The organism is Stenotrophomonas sp. CFBP 13725, from assembly GCF_014841935.1.
Taxonomy (GTDB): Bacteria; Pseudomonadota; Gammaproteobacteria; order Xanthomonadales; family Xanthomonadaceae; genus Stenotrophomonas.
This window is the reverse complement of record NZ_JACYUV010000004.1, coordinates 465,056-483,683: the sequence shown is the minus strand read 5'-3', so window position 1 is coordinate 483,683 and position 18,628 is coordinate 465,056. Positions and strand designations below refer to the sequence as shown.

Annotated in this window: 22 protein-coding genes and 1 other RNA gene; 14 read left to right on the top strand and 9 right to left on the bottom strand. The window is 66.5% G+C overall.

The window, feature by feature from the left end:
* Positions 1-76 precede the first annotated feature (76 nt).
* Positions 77-1,420 (bottom strand): aminopeptidase P N-terminal domain-containing protein, encoded by a 1,344-nt coding sequence (locus tag IFT65_RS10205; RefSeq protein WP_192081340.1) that lies wholly within the window; start codon positions 1,418-1,420, stop codon positions 77-79.
* Positions 1,420-1,968, bottom strand: a complete 549-nt coding sequence (locus IFT65_RS10200) for a UPF0149 family protein (RefSeq protein WP_192081339.1) — start codon at positions 1,966-1,968, stop codon at positions 1,420-1,422. The genes IFT65_RS10205 and IFT65_RS10200 overlap by 1 nt, the downstream gene beginning before the upstream one ends.
* A 143-nt stretch (positions 1,969-2,111) precedes the next feature.
* On the opposite strand from IFT65_RS10200, the gene IFT65_RS10195 reads away from it, so the two are divergent.
* From IFT65_RS10195 to IFT65_RS10160, 8 genes are all read left to right on the top strand, one after another.
* A complete protein-coding gene (locus IFT65_RS10195; protein WP_188326280.1) occupies positions 2,112-2,333 on the top strand; it encodes a TIGR02449 family protein in 222 nt (73 codons plus the stop codon).
* A complete protein-coding gene (locus IFT65_RS10190; RefSeq protein ID WP_188326279.1) occupies positions 2,330-2,623 on the top strand; it encodes a cell division protein ZapA in 294 nt (97 codons plus the stop codon). Before IFT65_RS10195 ends, IFT65_RS10190 begins: the two co-directional genes overlap by 4 nt.
* Positions 2,624-2,771: 148 nt before the next feature.
* A non-coding RNA gene (gene ssrS / locus IFT65_RS10185) (6S RNA) lies at positions 2,772-2,957 on the top strand.
* 95 nt (positions 2,958-3,052) lie between these two features.
* Positions 3,053-3,640 (top strand): 5-formyltetrahydrofolate cyclo-ligase, encoded by a 588-nt coding sequence (locus tag IFT65_RS10180; RefSeq protein WP_192081338.1) that lies wholly within the window; start codon positions 3,053-3,055, stop codon positions 3,638-3,640.
* Entirely contained in the window at positions 3,637-4,116 is a 480-nt protein-coding gene (locus tag IFT65_RS10175) for an EVE domain-containing protein (protein WP_188326277.1), read from the top strand. Before IFT65_RS10180 ends, IFT65_RS10175 begins: the two co-directional genes overlap by 4 nt.
* 64 nt (positions 4,117-4,180) lie before the next feature.
* Positions 4,181-4,828 carry a ribose-5-phosphate isomerase RpiA gene (gene rpiA, locus IFT65_RS10170; RefSeq protein WP_188326276.1) on the top strand — a complete coding sequence of 216 codons (648 nt, stop codon included), beginning with the start codon at positions 4,181-4,183 and terminating at the stop codon, positions 4,826-4,828.
* A 32-nt stretch (positions 4,829-4,860) separates the two neighbouring features.
* Positions 4,861-5,301, top strand: a complete 441-nt coding sequence (locus IFT65_RS10165) for a DUF192 domain-containing protein (protein ID WP_188326275.1) — start codon at positions 4,861-4,863, stop codon at positions 5,299-5,301.
* A gap of 73 nt (positions 5,302-5,374) precedes the next feature.
* Positions 5,375-6,220 carry a SirB1 family protein gene (locus IFT65_RS10160; RefSeq protein WP_188326274.1) on the top strand — a complete coding sequence of 282 codons (846 nt, stop codon included), beginning with the start codon at positions 5,375-5,377 and terminating at the stop codon, positions 6,218-6,220.
* Between the two features lie 47 nt (positions 6,221-6,267).
* On the opposite strand, the gene IFT65_RS10155 is transcribed toward IFT65_RS10160, so the two are convergent.
* Entirely contained in the window at positions 6,268-6,459 is a 192-nt protein-coding gene (locus tag IFT65_RS10155; RefSeq protein ID WP_192081337.1) for a rubredoxin, read from the bottom strand.
* Positions 6,460-6,560: 101 nt separating this feature from the next.
* Between IFT65_RS10155 and thiE the strand changes: the two genes are divergently transcribed.
* Positions 6,561-7,199: a thiamine phosphate synthase gene (thiE, locus tag IFT65_RS10150; RefSeq protein WP_192081336.1), complete on the top strand. Its 639-nt coding sequence runs from the start codon at positions 6,561-6,563 to the stop codon at positions 7,197-7,199.
* Positions 7,196-8,476 carry a glutamate-1-semialdehyde 2,1-aminomutase gene (gene hemL / locus IFT65_RS10145; RefSeq protein WP_192081335.1) on the top strand — a complete coding sequence of 427 codons (1,281 nt, stop codon included), beginning with the start codon at positions 7,196-7,198 and terminating at the stop codon, positions 8,474-8,476. The genes thiE and hemL overlap by 4 nt, the downstream gene beginning before the upstream one ends.
* An 82-nt stretch (positions 8,477-8,558) precedes the next feature.
* Here hemL and azu read toward each other — a convergent pair whose 3' ends face one another.
* Entirely contained in the window at positions 8,559-9,014 is a 456-nt protein-coding gene (gene azu, locus IFT65_RS10140; protein WP_249405114.1) for an azurin, read from the bottom strand.
* 104 nt (positions 9,015-9,118) lie between these two features.
* On the opposite strand from azu, the gene IFT65_RS10135 reads away from it, so the two are divergent.
* Positions 9,119-9,733, top strand: coding sequence for an HAD-IA family hydrolase (locus IFT65_RS10135; protein WP_192081334.1), 615 nt, complete (start codon positions 9,119-9,121; stop codon positions 9,731-9,733).
* 232 nt (positions 9,734-9,965) lie between these two features.
* On the opposite strand, the gene IFT65_RS10130 is transcribed toward IFT65_RS10135, so the two are convergent.
* Positions 9,966-11,192 (bottom strand): acetylornithine transaminase, encoded by a 1,227-nt coding sequence (locus tag IFT65_RS10130; protein ID WP_192081333.1) that lies wholly within the window; start codon positions 11,190-11,192, stop codon positions 9,966-9,968.
* Positions 11,193-11,256: 64 nt separating this feature from the next.
* Here IFT65_RS10130 and IFT65_RS10125 point away from each other — a divergent pair, with 64 nt between their 5' ends.
* Positions 11,257-12,129, top strand: coding sequence for an ion transporter (locus IFT65_RS10125; protein WP_188326268.1), 873 nt, complete (start codon positions 11,257-11,259; stop codon positions 12,127-12,129).
* Between the two features lie 41 nt (positions 12,130-12,170).
* Here the strand turns inward: IFT65_RS10125 and IFT65_RS10120 are convergent, their stop codons facing one another.
* The 3 genes from IFT65_RS10120 to IFT65_RS10110 form a co-directional block, all read right to left on the bottom strand.
* Positions 12,171-13,118 (bottom strand): YiiG family protein, encoded by a 948-nt coding sequence (locus tag IFT65_RS10120; RefSeq protein WP_192081332.1) that lies wholly within the window; start codon positions 13,116-13,118, stop codon positions 12,171-12,173.
* Positions 13,119-13,161: 43 nt separating this feature from the next.
* The gene (locus IFT65_RS10115) at positions 13,162-14,142 is read right to left on the bottom strand and encodes a YiiG family protein (protein WP_192081331.1); all 981 of its coding nucleotides are present in this window, start codon (positions 14,140-14,142) and stop codon (positions 13,162-13,164) included.
* 71 nt (positions 14,143-14,213) lie between these two features.
* Entirely contained in the window at positions 14,214-15,032 is an 819-nt protein-coding gene (locus IFT65_RS10110) for an NAD(P)-dependent oxidoreductase (protein ID WP_192081330.1), read from the bottom strand.
* A gap of 112 nt (positions 15,033-15,144) precedes the next feature.
* Between IFT65_RS10110 and IFT65_RS10105 the strand changes: the two genes are divergently transcribed.
* Entirely contained in the window at positions 15,145-15,825 is a 681-nt protein-coding gene (locus tag IFT65_RS10105; protein ID WP_197974065.1) for a hypothetical protein, read from the top strand.
* Positions 15,826-15,872: 47 nt separating this feature from the next.
* Here the strand turns inward: IFT65_RS10105 and IFT65_RS10100 are convergent, their stop codons facing one another.
* A complete protein-coding gene (locus IFT65_RS10100; protein WP_188326264.1) occupies positions 15,873-16,535 on the bottom strand; it encodes a serine/threonine-protein kinase in 663 nt (220 codons plus the stop codon).
* 86 nt (positions 16,536-16,621) lie between these two features.
* Here IFT65_RS10100 and IFT65_RS10095 point away from each other — a divergent pair, with 86 nt between their 5' ends.
* Positions 16,622-18,613 carry a bifunctional DedA family/phosphatase PAP2 family protein gene (locus tag IFT65_RS10095; RefSeq protein ID WP_192081329.1) on the top strand — a complete coding sequence of 664 codons (1,992 nt, stop codon included), beginning with the start codon at positions 16,622-16,624 and terminating at the stop codon, positions 18,611-18,613.
* Positions 18,614-18,628 lie beyond the last annotated feature (15 nt).

Genomic DNA, 18,628 nt, shown 5'->3' with positions numbered 1-18,628 from the left:
TGCGAAGCAAAGCGTGGGAGCGGCAGCGCGAATGCGATGACGTGGACCCGCGCCGGGTGCAACCCCGGCAACCCCCTCATCCCTGCATGAACGCTTCGATCTCGTCCGCGCTGCGTGCCAGACCCTCGGTCAGCACCCGGTGCCCGTTGTCGGTGATCAACACGTCATCCTCGGTCCGGATGCCAATGCCGCGCCAACGCGCGTCCACGCTCGTATCGTCCGCGCTCACATACAGCCCCGGCTCGATGGTGAACACCATGCCCGGCTCCAACAGGCGGGACTCGCCCGCCAAGCGGTAATCGCCGACATCGTGCACGTCCAGGCCGATCCAATGACCGGTCTTGTGCCGATAGAAGCGCTTGTAATGCGCCTCGGCGATGTTGGCCTCCAGCGTTCCCTTCAACAGCCCGAGCCGCAGCAGGCCCTCGGTCAGCACGTTGACCGCTGCCAGATGGCCCGCCTCATACGCCACACCCGGCCGTGCCTGCGCCAACGCCGCAGCCTGGGCCGCACCGACCAGGTCATGCAGCGCCCGCTGCTCGGCACTGAAGCGTCCATTGACCGGAAACGTACGGGTGATGTCGCTGGCGTAGTTGCGATACTCCGCCCCTGCATCGATCAGGACCAGGTCGCCATCGCGTGAGCGCGCATTATTGTCGCGGTAATGCAGGATGCAGGCATTGTGACCGGCCCCGACGATACTGGAATACGCAGGGCAGGCATCATGGGCGCGGAACACGCGCTCCACCTCGGCCTGCAGTTCGTACTCATGGATGCCAGGCCGCGCCACACGCATCGCAGCCTGGTGCGCCTGCACGCTGATCCGCGCTGCCTCATCCATCACCGCCACTTCCGCCGCCGATTTGAACAGGCGCTGTTCGTGCAGCAGATGGCCCAGTTCGAGGAACTCGTGCGGCGGTTGCGCACCGTGCCGCACCTGCGATCGGACGCGGTTCACCCAGCCGATCAGCTTGAGGTCGAACTCCGCATCGCGGCCAAAGTGGTAGTAGACGCGCGAACGCCCTTCCAGCAGGCCGGGTAGGATGTCGTCCAGATCGTCGATCGGGAACGCATCGTCCATGCCGAAATCCGCCACGGCGCCCTCCTGGCCGGCCCGCGCGCCGTCCCATGCCTCCCGTTCGGCATCGCGCTCGCGGCAGAACAGGATCACTTCGCCATGGCGGCGGCCGGGCACCAGCACCAGCACGGCATCCGGCTCCGGGAAGCCACTGAGGTACCAGAAATCCGAGTCCTGCCGGTACGGGTAATGCGTATCCAGGCTGCGTACTTTCTCCGACGCTGCCGGCAGTACCAGGATCGCATCGTCACCCGCCATCTCCATCAACTGGCGACGGCGGCGCCTGTATTCGGCGGCACCGATGCCGGTGCGCTGACGAAGGTCCGCGCGCGCCCCGCCCATCAGTTCAGGCGCTGGCGATGGCGTGCAGCCATCACGCAGTCCCCGTGCAGCAGCAGCACCGCGATGCGGATGAATTCCTCGATCTCCGCGAGGGCTTCCTCGTCGTCCTCGGCGTCACTATCAAAATCCTCGCTGGACGCCTGGGCCAGCTTGGCCAGATCGTTGAGCGCTTCTTCGCCTTCTTCGGACAACGGCGGCCGGCTATGGCCCGAGCCCAGCCCGAAACCGCCAAGGAAGGCGCGCGCCCATCCAAACAGGGCATCGACCTGGTCGTTGGTCGCCGTGCTGTCGGTCAGCAGCAGCTCGAAGCCGAAATCGCGGTCTTCCAACTGCTTCACCGACGCCTCCAGCAATTGCGCCAGCGCACTCCCTTCGGCCACGGGAGGCAGTGCATCGTCCGCCAGCACGCGGGCCGGCCAGTCATTTCCCGGCGCGCCGCCGGCAGCCAGCCAGCCACACAGGCCGCCATGCAGTTCGGCGGGGGTCGCGCCAAGGCCCAGCGTGGCACTGGCACGGAAGACGTCGTCGACGGAAGGAAGTTCGGTCATCTGCAAGCTCATCTCGGTAAGGGGGCGACCCGCGCGTTACCGCTCGTGTCGCCGATGGGCTAGTTTAGAACGGGACGCGTCACCTCGCAGCCTATCTGCGCCGACGCTTGACCGTGGTCAAACCCCCTGAGACTCTTGCGCCCATGGACCATCCCAGCCCCTTCGACCAGTTGCAGGCCTTCGCCGCCCGGGTGGAGGCGCTGCTTGAGCGCAACCAGCGCCTTGCCGAGGAGAACCGCAGCCTGCGCCACCAGCAGGAACAGCTGGCCACCGAGCGCTCCACCCTGCTGGCCAAGAACGAACAGGCCCGCTCGCGCGTGGAAGCGATGATCACCCGGCTCAAATCCCTGGAGCAGCACACATGAGCGGCGCAGAACCGGTCAACGTCCGCATCCTGGACCGTGATTACACCGTGGGGGTCGGCGCAGAAGAGCGCGACAGCCTGATGGCCGCCTCGCGCCTGCTGGATGCGAAGATGCGCGAAATCCGGGGCAGCAACCGGATGGTCGGCGTAGATCGCGTGGCCGTACTGGCAGCCCTCAACCTGGCCCACGAACTGCAGCAACTGCGTGACGAAAATGCCCGCCAGGCCGTTGCCCTGCAGCAGACCCTGTCCGACCTCAATCGCCGCCTCGACCGCGCGATCGACCAGTAAAAAAGGGGACGGAGGGGATTAAGGCGTTTTTGACACTGCGTATCGCGCCTTAATCCCCTCCGTCCCCTTTTTTCTGTTTCTGAATTGGTACGCACTGTTGCCGACGAACGGACTACCCCTCCGCAGTGGGCTCGCTATACTGTTCGTGCGTTCTCTGCGGTACACGACGGCATGTGCAAACATTCGCCTTGTCCCTTAAGAACGACACCGGGAGCGCGACGGAGCCGGGAGTGCAGGTCCGCCTTGTAGCGGGAAGCCCGATGGCCCCCCAGCGTTCCCACTTGAGCCCCTGGGTTCAAGGTCGTTTCGCATGCATCGTCATTGCGGAGAATGCAAGATTCGACAAAGGCGGCGTCTTCGGATGTCGCCTTTGTTTTTTCCAGCGCGGCGCGCGGCACAATAGGTCGACTCCCTCACCGCGAGCTGACGATGACCGATCCGCGCCAGGATCTGCGTGCCTTTCTGCGGCAGCGCCGTCGCGACCTGCCTGCTGCCGTCCGCATCGACGCGGCGGATCGCCTCGCCGAACGCCTGCTCACCCTACCCTTTGCGCCCCAACGCGGCCATGTCGCCGGTTACTGGGCGATGGATGGCGAGATCGCCCTGCACCGCTGGCAGCTGAGCCTGCCCGAGACGGTGATCTATTGCCTGCCCGTGCTGCAGGGTGACGTGCTGCGCTTCGCCCCGTGGCGTCCGGGTCAGCCGCTGCGGCAGAACCGCTTCGGCATCCCCGAGCCGGACCTTGCCGCGGCCGACACCCTGCAAGCCGCTGACATGGACCTGGTGGTCACTCCCTTGGTGGGCTTCGATGCCGGCGGTGGGCGCCTTGGCATGGGAGGCGGCTGGTATGATCGCAGCTTCGCCTTCCGGCACGATCGCCCCGCTCCGCCGTGGTTGGTCGGCGCGGCCTTCGCCGTGCAGCAGGTCGATGCATTGCCGGTGGCGTCGTGGGACGTCCAGGTCGATGCCATCTGCACCGAGGCGACCACCCTTTTCACTGCCCCCGTGAACGCATGACTGCCCGCAAGCGCTACTGGCTGATGAAGTCCGAACCGGACGCCTTTTCCATCGACGACCTGCAGCGCGTCGGCACCGAGCCGTGGAATGGTGTACGCAACTACCAGGCGCGCAACTTCATGCGCGACGGCATGCACGTCGGCGACGGCATCCTGTTCTACCACTCCAATACCAAAGTGCCCGGCATCGTCGGGGTGGCCACCGTGGCAAGTGCCGCCTATCCCGACGACACCCAGTTCGATCCGACATCGGACTACCACGACCCGAAGAGCACCCGCGAAGAACCGCGCTGGATGCTGGTGGACGTGGCCTTCGAACGAAAGCTGGCCCGGGTGATCGCGCTGGACGAGATCAAGCAGCACACCGATGAACTCGGCGAGGGCTTCCCGCTTACCGCCAAAGGCAATCGCCTGTCTGTGTTCCCGGTGACGGCCGCGCAGTGGAAGCTGCTGTTGTCGCTGGAAAAGAAAGCCTGACGCCGCCCCGCCTGCTGCGACCTGTCCGCCTCCCTCCCGCCATTCCCCTCCTGAGATTCTCCGCATGTCCGAAGCCAAGCGCCTGGCCGCCGAAAAAGCCATCGAGTACGTTGAAGACGGCATGATCGTCGGCGTCGGCACCGGGTCTACCGTGGCCTATTTCATCGACGCACTGGGCCGTATCCAGCACCGTATCAAGGGCGCCGTGTCCAGTTCCGAGCAGAGCACCGCGCAGTTGCGGAAGCATGGCATCGAGGTGATGGAACTCAACCACACCGGCACGCTGTCGCTGTATGTGGATGGTGCCGACGAGTGTGATCCGGGCAAGTGCCTGATCAAGGGCGGTGGTGCCGCACTGACCCGCGAAAAGATCATCGCCGAGGCCAGCGAGCGCTTCATCTGCATCGTCGACCCGAGCAAGCAGGTGCCCGTGCTGGGCCGGTTCCCGCTGCCGGTGGAAGTCATCCCGATGGCGCGCAGCCTGGTCGCCCGGCAGATCCGCGACATGACCGGCGGGCAGCCGACGTGGCGCGAAGGCGTGGTGACCGACAACGGCAACCAGATCCTGGACATCCACCATCTGCAGATCACCGATCCGGAGAAGCTTGAGCGCGAGCTCAACCAGTTGCCGGGCGTGGTGTGCGTCGGCCTGTTCGCACGGCGCCGTGCCGACGTGGTGATCATTGGCGGCGAACCGCCCGTGGTGCTGTGAATCCTGCCCGCTCCCCCGAAAAGGTAAACACGATGTCGATCCGTACCCTGCTCCTGCTGCCCCTTCTTGCCTTGGCCGGCTGCGCCACCGGCGCGCCCCAGCACTGGGTGGAACTGGAAGGTGCCCGTTACCAGGTGGAGCTTGCGCAGAACGACGAGACGCGTGCGCGCGGCCTGATGTTCCGCGACAGCATGCCCGAGGACCACGGCATGCTGTTCATCCATGACCGCGAGGAACAGCAGGCGTACTGGATGAAGAACACCAAGCTGGGCCTGGACATCCTGTACTTCGACAGCGCGCGCAGGCTGGTCAGTCAGCAGCGCGATGTGCCGCCCTGCTCGGCGGGCGACATGTGCCCGCCGTACCCGAGCACCGGGCCCGCACGTTACGTGCTGGAGCTCAATGCGGGGCAGGCCGAAAAGATGAAACTCAAGGATGGCTCGGAACTGAAGTTCGGTCCCGGCATCCCGTAACCGCGGTTGCGGCGCGGCCTGATTTCACGCCGCGCAGCTTGAATACCGAGGGCGATGCCTCCAGTCTGTCTGCATGCAGGACTGGATGACATTGCCCGACTGGGATTCGCTGGCCGAACTCGATGACGAGTCGTTGCCCCTGTTGCCGACCGCCCTGCTGATCGCCCGCGATGAGTATCCTGGGCTGGATCCCGCACGCTACGACGCCACCCTGCAGGGCTATGTCGAGCATCTGCAGGCGGAGGTGGACACGATTACCGCCGCGCCGCTGAAGATGGCCGCCATCAACCGCCATCTGTTCGACGAGCTCGGTTTCAGCGGCGACCACGACGAGTACTACGACCCGCGCAACAGTTACCTCAACGAAGTGTTCGAGCGTCGTCTCGGCAATCCCATCTCGCTCGCCCTGGTGCAGATGGAAGTCGCCCGCCGGCTGGGCATTACCCTGGATGGGATTTCGTTCCCAGGACACTTCCTGGTCCGCCTGCCGATGGACGAGGGCGTGCTGGTCATGGATCCCTTCAACGGTGGCCGGCCCCTCAGCGTGGAGGAGCTCCGCGAGCGCGCCAGTTCGCATCTGGGCGGCCAGCTGCCCGATGACCAAGTGCTGGCGCAGATACTGGATCCCGCCCCCAGCCGCGCGATCCTGATGCGCATGCTGCGCAACCTGCATGGCGTCTATGCCGAGAACCACCAGTGGGATCGCGCCGCCCGCAGTGCGGATCGCCTGCTCAAGCTCGCGCCGGACAGCGGTGACGCCCTGCGTGATCGCGGTTTGGCCTACCTGAAACTGGATTATCTGGCCGGTGCGCGTCGCGACCTCGGCCGCTACGTCCAGCGCAACCCGGACGCGGGCGACGCCCAGGCCTTGCGGGAGAAACTGGTCGACCTGGGCGGGCCGCGCACGCGGCTGCATTGACCGCCGCCAGGTCGGGAGCGCAGCGTCGCGTCGCGTCGCGTCGGCGCTCAGTCGATCTCGACCATCTCGAAGTCATCCTTGCCGACGCCGCAGTCCGGGCAGGTCCAGTCCTCCGGCACGTCGTCCCACGCCGTTCCCGGGGCAATGCCCTCTTCGGGCAGGCCATCCACTTCGTGGTACAGGAAGCCGCAGACCACGCACATCCACGTGCGTGCCGCGTTCGGGCGACCCTCGCTCATCGCACGTTATCCTTAAAGATCACATTACCCTTCAAGATATGGCCTTGCCTCTGCATCCTGCGGCCATTGTCCCACTGCGGCCGCACAACCGGTAGCCATCCATGACCCGAGCCCCTGTGGCGCCTCGCGGCGTCTATCTGATCACCCCCGACGAAGCCGACACAGCGCGCCTGCTGGTTCGCGTCGCCCCGTTGCTGGCGGCGGGTGCGTGCTGGCTGCAGTACCGTAACAAGTCCGCCGATCCAGTGCTCCGCCACGAACAGGCCGCCGCCCTGCAGGCCCTGTGCGATGCGCATGGCGTGCCGCTGATCATCAACGATGACGCGGTGCTGGCCCAGCGCATCGGCGCTGCAGGCGTGCATATCGGCGAAGACGACGGCGACATTGCCGCCGCGCGCGCCCTGCTGGGCCCCCGGGCCATCATCGGCGCCTCCTGCTATGACGACCTGGGCCTGGCCGAACGTGCCGTGGCAGCGGGCGCCAGCTACATTGCCTTCGGCGCCTTCCATCCCAGCAGAAGCAAGCACACCACCCGTCGTGCACACCCGGACCTGCTGCGGCAAAGCGCCGCACTGGGTGTACCGCGGGTGGCGATCGGCGGGCTGACGCCGGACAATGTCGGTCCCGTCATCGCCGCCGGCGCCGAGCTGGTGGCCGTGATCAGCAGCGTGTTCGAGGCCGACGATCCGGTCGCCAGCCTGCACGCCTACCTTGCATGTTTCCAGGATTCCCGCGCATGAACCACGATCAGTCCCACGCCCTGTTTACCCGCGCCCAGGCGCTGCTGCCCGGCGGCGTCAATTCGCCGGTGCGCGCGTTCAAGTCGGTCGGCGGCGAGCCGTTCTTCGTCGAGCGCGCTGATGGCGCTTATCTGTACGACGTCGATGGCAATCGCTACATCGACTACGTCGGCTCGTGGGGCCCGATGATCGTAGGCCACAACCACCCGGCAGTGCGCCAGGCGGTGAAGAAGGCAGCCGACAGCGGCCTGTCGTTCGGCGCGCCCTGTGCGGCCGAAGTCACCATGGCCGAGACCCTGACCCGGCTGGTGCCGTCGTGCGAGATGGTGCGCATGGTCAACTCCGGTACCGAAGCCACCCTGTCCGCGATCCGGCTGGCCCGCGGTGCGACCGGCCGCAGCCGCATCGTCAAGTTCGAAGGCTGCTACCACGGCCACGGCGATTCGTTCCTGGTGAAGGCCGGCAGCGGCATGCTGACCCTGGGCGTACCGACCTCACCGGGCGTCCCCGCCGGCCTGAGCGAGCTCACCCTGACCCTGCCCTACAACGACTTCGATGCCGCCACGGCGTTGTTTGAAACGCAGGGCGAGCACATTGCCGGCCTGATCATCGAGCCGGTGGTCGGCAACGCCAACTGCATCCTGCCGCGCGAGGGCTACCTGCAGCACCTGCGTGCGCTGTGCACGCGCTTTGGCACCGTGCTGATCTTCGATGAAGTGATGACCGGCTTCCGCGTGGCGCTGGGCGGCGCGCAGGCGCATTACGGCATCACGCCCGACCTGACCACCTTCGGCAAGATCATCGGCGGCGGCATGCCGGTGGGCGCTTACGGCGGCAAGCGCGAACTGATGCAGCAGATCTCCCCGTCGGGCCCGATCTATCAGGCGGGCACGCTGAGCGGCAACCCGGTGGCGATGGCCGCCGGCCTGGCGATGCTGGAACTGGTGCAGCAACCGGGCTTCCATGCCGACCTGTCCGCCCGTGCCGCACGCCTGTGTGCCGGTCTGGAACAGGCCGCAGCCGATGCTGGCGTACGCGTCACCACCACGCAGGTCGGCGGAATGTTCGGCCTGTTCTTCACCGATCAGAAGGTGGAGACCTACGCCCAGGCGATCGCCTGCGACATCCCCGCGTTCAACCGCTTCTTCCATGCGATGTTGGAGCAGGGTGTCTTCCTCGCCCCGTCTGCCTATGAGGCTGGCTTCCTGTCCAGCGCGCACGACGACGACGTGATCGACGCCACCCTCGCCGCCGCCCGCATCGCCTTCAAAGCCTGAGCAAAAAAGGGGACGGAGGGGATTAAGTCGCATCCGGCCTGCTGTTGGGCCGGATGCGACTTAATCCCCTCCGTCCCCTTTTTTATCCGCCGAACGTCAGCTTGCCTTTCATCATGGCGAAGTGGCCGGGGAAGGAGCAGAAGAAGGTGTAGTCGCCGCCCTTGCGCAAGAGCGTGGTGGGGAAGCGGAGGGTGGTGCTCTGACCGCCGCCGATCACCTTGGTATGGGCGAGTACGCGCGGGTCGGCCTTTGGCACGTAGCTGTCGGCCAGGGTGCCGCGCATGCCGACCATCGCCACTGCCTGGTAATCCGCCGTACGGGTCAGCACCCAGTTGTGCCCCATCGCCGTCGCAGCCAGCTTGCCGGTGTGGCGCAGGGTCAGGTTGACCTCGCTGCAATCGGCCGCCAGCTTGATCTCCCGGCTGCTGAAGGTCATCTGGTCGGTACTGTCGATGCTCACGGCACATACCCGCGCCATGGCGGCCGGCGCCATCAGCAGCGCCCCCATTCCTGCGATCCACACCCACGCACTGCGCATCCGTCTACTCCCGTTCTACCCAGCCTGCATTGTAGGAACTCCGGCATGACGGTGGCTGCGACAGGGGGTCGCAGCTGCGCGCTGGAGTCAGGCATGCTGCTGTGATGAATCCGCTTATCGACGTGCTGCTGCTGGATGTGGACGGCGTGCTGCTGGACTACGACGGTGCGCGGCGAATACGCCATCTTGCCGAGGCCCTGCGTGTGCCTGCCCTCCGTGTTTCGCACGCGCTGCAGGAGGGTGGGCTGGACGCTGCTTACGATAGTGGCGACGTGGATACCGTCGGCTACCTGCAACGGCTGAGCACTGCGCTGGATGCCGAGGTCGACGCACCGACCTGGGTCGCTGCCCGCGTCGTGGCCAGCCGACCGTGTGATGCGGTGATACAGCGCGTGCTGGCCCTTCCTCCCACGCTGCGGATCGGCCTGCTGACCAACAACGGACCGATGATGACCGAGGTGCTGGCGCAGTTGCTGCCGACGCTGTGTGTGCGGGCGCGTGGCCACATTCTGTGCAGCGCGATGCTGGGCGGCCGCAAGCCGGATCCGGCGGTGTACCTGCGTGCCTTGGATTGGGTGAAAGCGGCGCCGCGGCGGACGTTGTTCATTGATGACCTGTTCCGCAATGTGCGCGGCGCACGCTTGGCGGGCCTGCATGCGGAGACGGCAGACGATGGCCGCAGCCTGGGGCGTGTGTTCAAGCGCTACGGACTGGTGTAGCGCTGGGCATGCAGGGGGGGTGTGGCACTGTGCGGGGCGCGCGGAGGGCTGCGCGGGATGGCGCTTCGCGGGCGGCGGGGCTGCCGGGGGGGCCACGCGGGCTGCGGCGGGGCTGCGCGGGCGGACGGGGGGCCGGGGGTAGAGCCGACTTTAGTCGGCTGTTTTCCGATGTTGAAGCAGCCGACTGAAGTCGGCTCTACCGGTCGGCTCTACCGGTCGGCTTTACCTCGCGTCAGCGGGCGGCGATGTAGCTCGCTACCGCCGCGTGCAGGCGCTTCAGGCCCTCGGCGATTTCTTCGTCGGTGATGTTCAGCGCGGGCACGAAGCGCAGCACGTCCGGGCCCGCCTGCAGGGTCAGCAGGCCGTGCTCGGCGGCGTGGTCCAGGATCACCCCGGCCTGGCCTGCATGCGCCTTGGACAACACGGCGCCCAGCATCAGCCCACGCCCGCGCACCTGGCTGAAAACGCCGAACTCGGCATTGATCCGCTCGAACCCTTCGCGCAGTGCGTGCGACTGGCGGCTGACGTTGCTCGCGATTTCAGGTGACGCCAGCTTGCGCAGTGCCACGCGGGCCACCGCGGCCGCCAACGGATTGCCACCAAAGGTCGTGCCGTGCGCGCCGAACTGCATTGTGTCGGCCACCTTGGGACCGGCCAGCATCGCGCCGATCGGGAAGCCGCCACCCAGCGCCTTGGCCAGGGTCACCATGTCCGGCACCACGCCATCCTGCCAATGCGCGAACAGCGTACCGGTGCGGCCCATGCCGACCTGGATCTCATCCAGCACCAGCAGCGCGTCGTGCTGGTCGCACAGGTCGCGCACCCGCTTCAGGAACCCGGGTTTGGCCGGCATCACACCGCCCTCGCCCTGCACCGGCTCGAGCATCACCGCCGCCACGTCGCCGGCGGCCATCGCGGTCTCCAGCTGCACTTCATCGTTGAAGTCCACGTAGCGGAAGCCCTGCGGCAGCGGCTCGTACCCTTCCTGGTACTTCGGTTGGGCAGTCGCCGTCACGGCTGCCAGCGTGCGGCCGTGGAAACTGCCGCGGAACGTGACGATGACCCGTTTGTCGACCGGTCGGCCCTGCGAGGAGGCCCACTTGCGCACCATCTTGATGGCCACTTCGTTGGCTTCTGCACCCGAGTTGCACAGGAACACGCGCTCGGCGAAGCGGCTGGCCTTCACCAGTTCCTCGGCAAGATGCAGCGGCGGCGCGCTGTAGAACACGTTGCTGGTGTGCCACAGCTTGCCGGCCTGTTCGGTCAATGCCGCCACCAGGTCCGGATCGTTATGGCCCAGGCCACATACCGCGATGCCAGCGGCCAGGTCGATGTACTCGCGGCCCTGCGAATCCCATACGCGCGCGCCCTGGCCGCGCTCGAGCACGACCTGGCGCGGCTTGTAGACCGGCAGGTAATAGTGCGAAAGAGAAATCAGCGGATCGGTGGCAGCGGTCATGGCAGTCCGGAGAGCTTCGGAAAGTGCCCATTCTCGCCCCGCGACCCGTGCTGCACAATGGACCATGCGCCCCTTCTCCGCCCCCCAGCTCAATCCTGCCGCCGCGTCCGGCTGGCGTCGCTACTGGTTCGACATCATCTACCGGCACGACACGCCACCGTCGCGCAACTTCGACCTGTTGCTGGTGCTGGCCATCATCGGCAGCGTGATCGTGGTGATGATCGACAGCGTGCAGCACCTCCACCTGCGCTGGGCGACCGCGCTCTACGCGCTGGAATGGGCGTTCACGATCCTGTTCTCGATCGAGTACGTGCTGCGCCTGATCGTGGTGAAGCGCCCGCTGCGCTATGCGGTCAGCATCTGGGGGATCATCGATCTGCTGTCGATCCTGCCGGCCTACCTGTCCCTCTTCATCCCCGGCGCGCAGACCCTGCTGGTCGTGCGTGCGCTGCGCATCCTGCGGGTGTTCCGCATCCTCAAGCTCACGCGCTATGTCGAGGAAAGCGGCGTGCTGATGCTGGCGCTGTGGCGAAGCCGGCGCAAGGTGCTGTTGTTCCTGTTCACCGTCATCACCATCACCATCATCGCCGGTGCCTTGATGTATCTCATCGAAGGTCCCAACCACGGCTTCACCAGCATTCCCAGCAGCATGTACTGGGCCGTGGTGACGATGGCCACGGTCGGGTTCGGCGACATCGTGCCGCAGACGGTGCTCGGACGTTTCGTCACGTCGATCCTGATCCTGATCGGCTACAGCATCATCGCGGTGCCCACGGGCATCTATACCGCCGAGCTCGCCAGCACGCTGCGCGATGCCGGACACGAGCAGAAGCGCGATGCGCGCGGCTGCCCGCGCTGCGGCGTGGAGGGCCACGAACCCGACGCGCGCTACTGCCGGCAGTGCGCCGAGCCCCTGCCGGAGATCTTCAACCAATGACCGGGTGACGACATACCGTCGTCACCCGACACGCAGCGCGATCAACGCGCCATGCGGTTGCTCATGTCGACCAGATCGTTGTAGCTGGCCAGCACGGCCTGGGGGGTGCCACCCGGTGCCAGCGACGAGCCGCTCTCCAGCAGCATCTGCTCGCTGCGGTTCAACGGCTGCCCGGACTTCAGCCGCTCGATCCGACGGCCGCCTTCGCTGGCCAGTTTGTCGGCCGCGCGCTCCATGTGGCCCCACATTGCATCGCCCTGGCCCACCTTGGCCTTCTGCGCCTCTTCCAGGGTGGCCTGGTAGCGCGACAGCTGCGCGGTTGCCGCAGCGACGTCCGGTGTTTCGGCGTTGAGCAGCTTCACCAGCTGCTTGCCATCGCCGATGATCTTCAGGTGGTAGTACGAGGCGTTGCGGCCCTCTTCCTTCTCGATGGCTTCAATCTGCGCCAGGCGGCGCGTGTCTTCGTTCTGCTCCAGCGCTGCGTCCATCGCATCACTGGCTTCGAAGAAGGCCGCATAGGCCTGCATCAAGGGCGCATGGCGCTGCTTCAGCCCTTCACCGCCGTCGCGCTTGTAGTCCTCACGGGTGTAATAGCGCCCCGCGTCCTCGATGCGCTCGTTGAGCGTGGCAAAGCGTTCCTGATAGGTCTTCGCCACCGGATCCAGGAGGGGGTTGGCCGGTGTCTGCGCCAGTGCGGCGGTCATCGGCGCGCCGCACATTTCGACACGGTGCGACAGCACGGTACCCGGCGCACGGATGGTGCTTTCCTTGCCGGTCGGCCCCGTTTCCGGATTGGCGATCCAGCTGACGTAGGTCTCGTAGCTTTCCTGGATGGGCTGTTGCACGCCATTGAAACAGGCGATGTAAGCGTTGATCTTCTCGGTGCCGTCGACCGCAGCGGCATCGGTGCCGTGCTGCTGGCAGCCGGCAAAGAGCGTGGCGAAGGCGATGGCCGCAGCAAGCGGCAGCAGGCGGGTCGAAGCAGTCATGGAATAGTCCCTACGGTATGAAAAATGAACGACAGGCGCCGATTTACTGGCGATTGCTCTGGAAGACAAGGTCGTTATAGGTGCGCAGCAACCGACCGGGAGATCCTTCCGGCGCCAGCGTGGGACTGTCCAGCCACCCCTTCTCCATCTGCGTGTAGGCGGTCTTTTCGCTCACGCGCTTGACCCGCGCCTTGCCTTCGCGACGGAATTTCTCTGCGGCCGTTTCGAAGCTGTTCCAGTCCAGCTTGCCCGGCTCGGCGTCAGCCACCTTGGCGTGCGCTTCGTCGGACAGTTGGTTGAAGCCTTCCAGCAGCGCCGTGGCGCGCGCGACATCGAAGGCGTCCTCCTGCAGCAGCCCCACGATCACCTTGGCGTCGAGCATCATCGCCAGACGGTAATACTCGCGGGTACGCCCCTCCGCCTGCTCGAGTATCTTCAACTGCGCACGCTGCGCCGCGTCGTTCTGTGCATCCAGCTCCGCACTGAAGGCTTCACTGGCCTCGACGAACGACGACAGCGCGCGCATCAGCGGGTCATGCAGCTGCTTGCCCTTGGCGAACTGGTCGTCTTCGTGGTCCTGCCGCTCGTAGTAATCGTGCACCTGGTGGCTGAGCGGCTGCAGGGTCATCAGTGCGTCGCGATAGCGTCCGGCGGCCGCGTCAAGCGCTGGCAACGCCGGTGTCGCGGCGATCGCACCCGACAGCGGGGCATCGCACAGCTTCATGTCGTGGTCGCTGATGTCATACGGCGCATAGACGGTGGCCTCCTTGCCGGACGGTCCCTTAGCCGGGTCATCCATCCAGCCCGTGTAATGCCCTGCGCCGGTGTGCACCCGCGCATCCACCTGGTTGAAACACGCGATGTAGGCATTGAGCTTGGCGGTCAGCGCCTGGTCTGCATCGGCTTGCGGCGCGGCGACATCGGCCGTGGACGCGGCAGGTGCGGTACCGGTATCACCGCTGCAGGCAGCCAGAAGTGTAGATACGGCAGCAGCCAGCACGGCAATGCGAAGGGTCGGGAGCATAGGAAACATCCTTGTTGAAAACGATTTCAGCCGCGCACCATAGCAAAAATCGTTGTCGACGCCCCGTGTAGTCAGTCGAGGAACAGATCCGGCAGCAACGGCTGCGCGGGATCCACCGCATAGCCGGAAAGATCAGTGATGCCGGCATCGGCCAGCACCTCGTCGTCCAGCAGGAAGTGACCATAGAACCCCGCGGCCTCACGTACCAGCACCGCATGTGCGGCATCGGCGACGATCTGCGGCGTGCGGCAGCCGGCCACGTCCACGCCGGGAATCATGTTGATCGCATCGGTGGCGATCACGCTGCGCGGCCACAACGCATTGACCGCCACGCCCCGCGGACCGAACTCCGCAGCCAGCCCCAACGTGACGAAGCTCATGCCCATTTTGGCGAGGGTGTAGCCGGTGTGCGGCGACCACCACTTCGGGTCCAGGTTCGGCGGCGGCGCCAGGCTGAGGATATGCGGGTTGGGTGCTTCCAGCAGATGGGGCAGGCAGGCCTGCGCGCACAGGAAGCTGCCACGCGCATTGACCTGCTGCATCAGGTCGAAACGCTTCATCGGCGTCTCCAGGGTGCCGCGCAGCCAGATCGCGCTGGCATTGTTGACCAGGATGTCGATGCCGCCGAAGGTATCCACGGTGGCCGCCACGGCCGCGCGCACCTGGTCCTCCTCGCGGATATCGCACTTCAGGGCAAGCGCCTGGCCGCCAGCGGCGGTGACTGCCTGGGCGGCACTGTGGATGGTGCCGGGCAGCTTCGGGTTGGCCACCGATGACTTCGCCGCGATCGCCACGTTGGCACCGTCACGCGCGGCACGTAGCGCAATGGCCAGACCGATGCCGCGCGACGCACCGGTGATGAAAAGGGTCTTGCCCTGCAGCGTGGCCATCGTCTTTTACCCGCGAACCGGCCGTAGCCTGATGGGGCATTATGCCCCGCCTCGACGCGCGCTTAACCGCGGTCGCCGATACTCCCGCTGTCCCGTGCAAAGGCAGCGTGCCATGCAGATTCGGTATCAACGGCTTCTCCTGCCTGCCTGCGTACTGCTGCTGGCGGCGTGTCAGGACCGCACGCCCCCGTCGCCGCCGTCCGCGCCTCCCCCCGCTGCGGACGCCACGGCAGGCGGCGCCCAGCCGGCCGCAGCGACTCCATGGAGCAGTCACAGCGTGTGGAACGGCGATCTCAATGCCTGCCGGCAGGGCGACGCAGCCGCGACCCGCGACTGCCTGGTGCAGGCCATGCGCACCGCCGGTGCCGGTGCGGCGGCGATCAGCGCCGCCGAGCAGGTCTCCAGTGGTGGCGAGCTCGGCCATGTGTCGGCCTGGCACCCGCACGAGGGCATCGGCGTGGCAACGGTCGAGTATCCATTCCGCGCCAACACCAACCAGAGCACGCGCCTGGTCGATGCAGCCGGCAAGCGGATCGATGTCGATGCCGATCCCACAACGGGCGAGCTCGCGGCGGTCCCCGCAGTGCGCTCACTGCTGGCGTCGCATCCGGGTGCAACCCTGTTCGCTCCGGCACAGTCCGTGGGCAGCGCACCGCTCGATGGCGGCGGCGTTCGCCTGATCTACCAGACGCCGCTACGCGACTGTCATGCGTGTGCGGATGTGGCGATGCTCAAGGTGGGGTATGACTTCGACGCGCAGCGGCGCTTCGTGGGCAAGGCGCTGGTGGAATGAGCGGTTGGGCGTGACCGCCAACGGGCGTAATCCGCCCGGGTGCGCGCTCAGGGCTTTGGCCCCTGCCCTTCGTTGTCTTCCCAGTGCAGGATGCGCCGTGTAACGAAGCGATAGACCGGCTTGCCCGTAGCGAACCAGACCTCGCGTACCCACGACGTCCGCTTGAGCAGGCGTTTTTCTACCGGCGTCAGCGCCTCACGGCAGTACATCCGTTTGTGTTTCAGCAGATGACGCAGGTCTTCCCGCGCCAGCAGACGCATCCAGCGGGAGCGCGGCGCGCCGATCACCGCCAGCTGGAAGTCGATCAGCGCCGGACGGCCGTCTTCCGTCACCAGCCAGTTCGCTTCCTTGGCCAGGTCGTTGTGCGCGACACCACGGCGGTGCAGCGTCTGCAGCAGCCGGCGCGCGGCGCGGAACCAGGCCAGATCGCCGCGTGGTGGCCGCTGGTACATCGCATCGCCGGCCATGAAGCTGCGATCCAGCCACCGCCCATCCCACGCCAGCAGCCGTGGCACGTCGTGCATGCCCTCGATGTGCTGCAGAGCGCGGGCTTCGCGTCGCGCCAGCCACCAGGCGGGCACCCGCAGCCACCAGGGGGTGGCACCCAGGTCACGCCGCACGAAGCGACGCCCGCCCTCCTCCACCAGCAGGATGCGGCCGAAGCTGTCGGACTTGAGCGCATGCTGCGCAGAGTGGGGATGATCGGCCATGGCCCATTCTATTTGATAGATCGGTTCATCACTGGGGGGACCACGGGCAGGCACCCAGTCACCCACGGCCCTCTATAATCTGGCGGATGGACTCTTCATGGATCGACGCCACGCTTGCGTGGATTGCCGCCCATCCGGTACTTGCCGGCGCGGCCATCTTCCTCATCGCCTTCTGCGATGCGGTCATCATTCTCGGTGCGATCGTGCCCGCCCTGCCGCTGTTGTTCGCGGTGGGTGTGTTCATCGGCCTGGGCCAGATCTCCGGACCGTACGCCGTGGCCTGCGCGGCAGTGGGTGCACTGGCCGGCGACGGCATCAGTTACTGGATCGGGCGCCGCTGGGGTGACCGCCTGCGCGGCGTCTTCCCCTTCAGCCGCTATCCGCAGCTGCTTGATCGCGGCGAGACCATGTTCCGCCGCAATGCCTTCAAGAGCATCCTCGTCGCCCGCTACGTCGGTGCCATCCGTCCCTTCGTGCCGGCCATCGCCGGCATGATGAAGATGCCGGTGAACCGCTACCTGCAGGCCAGCGGCATCGCCAGCATCTCCTGGGCGGTGCTGTTCCTGCTGCCGGGCTGGGTCCTGGGCGGCGCCTACGATGCGGTCGCGGCGGTCGCCGGTCGACTGGTCGTGGTGGTCGGTCTGCTGGCGGTGATCCTGGGGCTGGTGTGGGCCATCGTGCTGTACGGCTACCGATGGTCGGCCGCGCGCATGGACAGCTGGTTGGCCCGCCTGCTGGCCTGGTCGCAGCGCCATCCCACGCTCGGTCGGTACTCCGTGTCCGTGTTCGATCCACAACGCCGCGAATCCGTGCCGCTCGCCATGCTGGCGCTGATGCTGCTGATGCTGGGCTGGGGCTGGTTCGTGCTGCTGACGGTCGTGGTCGCCCATGGTGAGCCGCTGCGTATCGATCTGGCCGTGCACCAGGCCATGCTGGCGCTGCGCAATCCCTTGGCCGACTACCCAATGGCCGCCTTGGCCTCGTTGGGCGCATGGCAGGTACTGCTGCCGGCTACTGCCGCCGGCATGGGCTATCTGCTCTGGCGGCGGCGCTGGATGGCCGCCGCGCACTGGTTGGCCGCCCTGGCCTTCGGCCTGGCGCTGACCCTGCTGCTGGGCGCCACCGTGGATGTCGTACGCCCGCCGGATGCCAGCAGCGGCTTCGGCTTCCCGTCGGTGTCGGTCACCATGGCCACCATCACCTTTGGTTTCTTCGCGGTGTTGATTGCCCGTGAGCTGCCCGGCCGCACGCGGGTATGGCCGTACCTGGTGTCCGGTTTCGTGGTCAGCCTGATCGGCTTCGCGCGCATCTACCTGGGCGCCCACTGGCTGAGCGATGTCATCGGCGGAATGCTGTTCGGCATGTTCTGGCTGCTGGTGCTCGGCATCGCCTACCGTCGCCGCTTCAACCGCTCGTTCTGGGTCAAACCGGCCGCATGGCTGTTCTATGGTGTCTTCACCATCGCCGCCTGCTGGTACGCGCCACGCAACATCCCGGTCAAGCTGCAGCGGTTCGAACCGCATCAGGCCGCACCGGTCGCCTTGCCGTACACGCAGTGGTGGGAGCAGGACTGGAAGGCGCTGCCGTCGCGCCGCAACGAGTTCGATGATGACCAGCGCTGGCCGCTGGACGTGCAGGTAGCCGGCCCGCTGGCGCCGCTGCAGGCCCGCCTGGAAGCGCAGGGCTGGAAGGTGCAGACCCAGGCTGGCTGGGAAGAAGCGCTGCTGATGCTGGACCAGGACACCGGTCCGGACCAGCTGCCGGTACTGCCGGCCACGCTCGACACGCAGGTGGAGAGCCTGCTGATGGTGCGCGACGGCGAGCGTGCCGACGAACGCCACGTACTGCGCCTGTGGCCTGCCGCGAAGGTGTTGCAGCCTGGCAATGTGCCGTTGTGGCTGGGCAGCGCGCAGACCCTGCGTTTCACCCGTCACTTCGAATGGATCGGCATGTGGCATCCGCTGCGGGGCGTGGACCCCGCGCTGGCGGCGGTAAAGACCTCAATCGACGGCATGCCGATGCAGGAAGACGTGCATCCGGAGAGCGGCCTGCCCGTGCTGCGCCTGCGCAGCGAATGAGCTGACAGCGTCCGC

Excerpts from the sequence above, each read along its gene's own strand:
- IFT65_RS10205 (WP_192081340.1), bottom strand. The coding sequence starts at position 1,420 with ATGGGCGGGGCGCGCGCGGACCTTCGTCAGCGCACCGGCATCGGTGCC.
- IFT65_RS10200 (WP_192081339.1), bottom strand. The coding sequence starts at position 1,968 with ATGACCGAACTTCCTTCCGTCGACGACGTCTTCCGTGCCAGTGCCACG.
- IFT65_RS10195 (WP_188326280.1), top strand. The coding sequence starts at position 2,112 with ATGGACCATCCCAGCCCCTTCGACCAGTTGCAGGCCTTCGCCGCCCGG.
- IFT65_RS10190 (WP_188326279.1), top strand. The coding sequence starts at position 2,330 with ATGAGCGGCGCAGAACCGGTCAACGTCCGCATCCTGGACCGTGATTAC.
- IFT65_RS10180 (WP_192081338.1), top strand. The coding sequence starts at position 3,053 with ATGACCGATCCGCGCCAGGATCTGCGTGCCTTTCTGCGGCAGCGCCGT.
- IFT65_RS10175 (WP_188326277.1), top strand. The coding sequence starts at position 3,637 with ATGACTGCCCGCAAGCGCTACTGGCTGATGAAGTCCGAACCGGACGCC.
- rpiA (WP_188326276.1), top strand. The coding sequence starts at position 4,181 with ATGTCCGAAGCCAAGCGCCTGGCCGCCGAAAAAGCCATCGAGTACGTT.
- IFT65_RS10165 (WP_188326275.1), top strand. The coding sequence starts at position 4,861 with ATGTCGATCCGTACCCTGCTCCTGCTGCCCCTTCTTGCCTTGGCCGGC.
- IFT65_RS10160 (WP_188326274.1), top strand. The coding sequence starts at position 5,375 with ATGCAGGACTGGATGACATTGCCCGACTGGGATTCGCTGGCCGAACTC.
- IFT65_RS10155 (WP_192081337.1), bottom strand. The coding sequence starts at position 6,459 with ATGAGCGAGGGTCGCCCGAACGCGGCACGCACGTGGATGTGCGTGGTC.
- thiE (WP_192081336.1), top strand. The coding sequence starts at position 6,561 with ATGACCCGAGCCCCTGTGGCGCCTCGCGGCGTCTATCTGATCACCCCC.
- hemL (WP_192081335.1), top strand. The coding sequence starts at position 7,196 with ATGAACCACGATCAGTCCCACGCCCTGTTTACCCGCGCCCAGGCGCTG.
- azu (WP_249405114.1), bottom strand. The coding sequence starts at position 9,014 with ATGCGCAGTGCGTGGGTGTGGATCGCAGGAATGGGGGCGCTGCTGATG.
- IFT65_RS10135 (WP_192081334.1), top strand. The coding sequence starts at position 9,119 with ATGAATCCGCTTATCGACGTGCTGCTGCTGGATGTGGACGGCGTGCTG.
- IFT65_RS10130 (WP_192081333.1), bottom strand. The coding sequence starts at position 11,192 with ATGACCGCTGCCACCGATCCGCTGATTTCTCTTTCGCACTATTACCTG.
- IFT65_RS10125 (WP_188326268.1), top strand. The coding sequence starts at position 11,257 with ATGCGCCCCTTCTCCGCCCCCCAGCTCAATCCTGCCGCCGCGTCCGGC.
- IFT65_RS10120 (WP_192081332.1), bottom strand. The coding sequence starts at position 13,118 with ATGACTGCTTCGACCCGCCTGCTGCCGCTTGCTGCGGCCATCGCCTTC.
- IFT65_RS10115 (WP_192081331.1), bottom strand. The coding sequence starts at position 14,142 with ATGCTCCCGACCCTTCGCATTGCCGTGCTGGCTGCTGCCGTATCTACA.
- IFT65_RS10110 (WP_192081330.1), bottom strand. The coding sequence starts at position 15,032 with ATGGCCACGCTGCAGGGCAAGACCCTTTTCATCACCGGTGCGTCGCGC.
- IFT65_RS10105 (WP_197974065.1), top strand. The coding sequence starts at position 15,145 with ATGCAGATTCGGTATCAACGGCTTCTCCTGCCTGCCTGCGTACTGCTG.
- IFT65_RS10100 (WP_188326264.1), bottom strand. The coding sequence starts at position 16,535 with ATGGCCGATCATCCCCACTCTGCGCAGCATGCGCTCAAGTCCGACAGC.
- IFT65_RS10095 (WP_192081329.1), top strand. The coding sequence starts at position 16,622 with ATGGACTCTTCATGGATCGACGCCACGCTTGCGTGGATTGCCGCCCAT.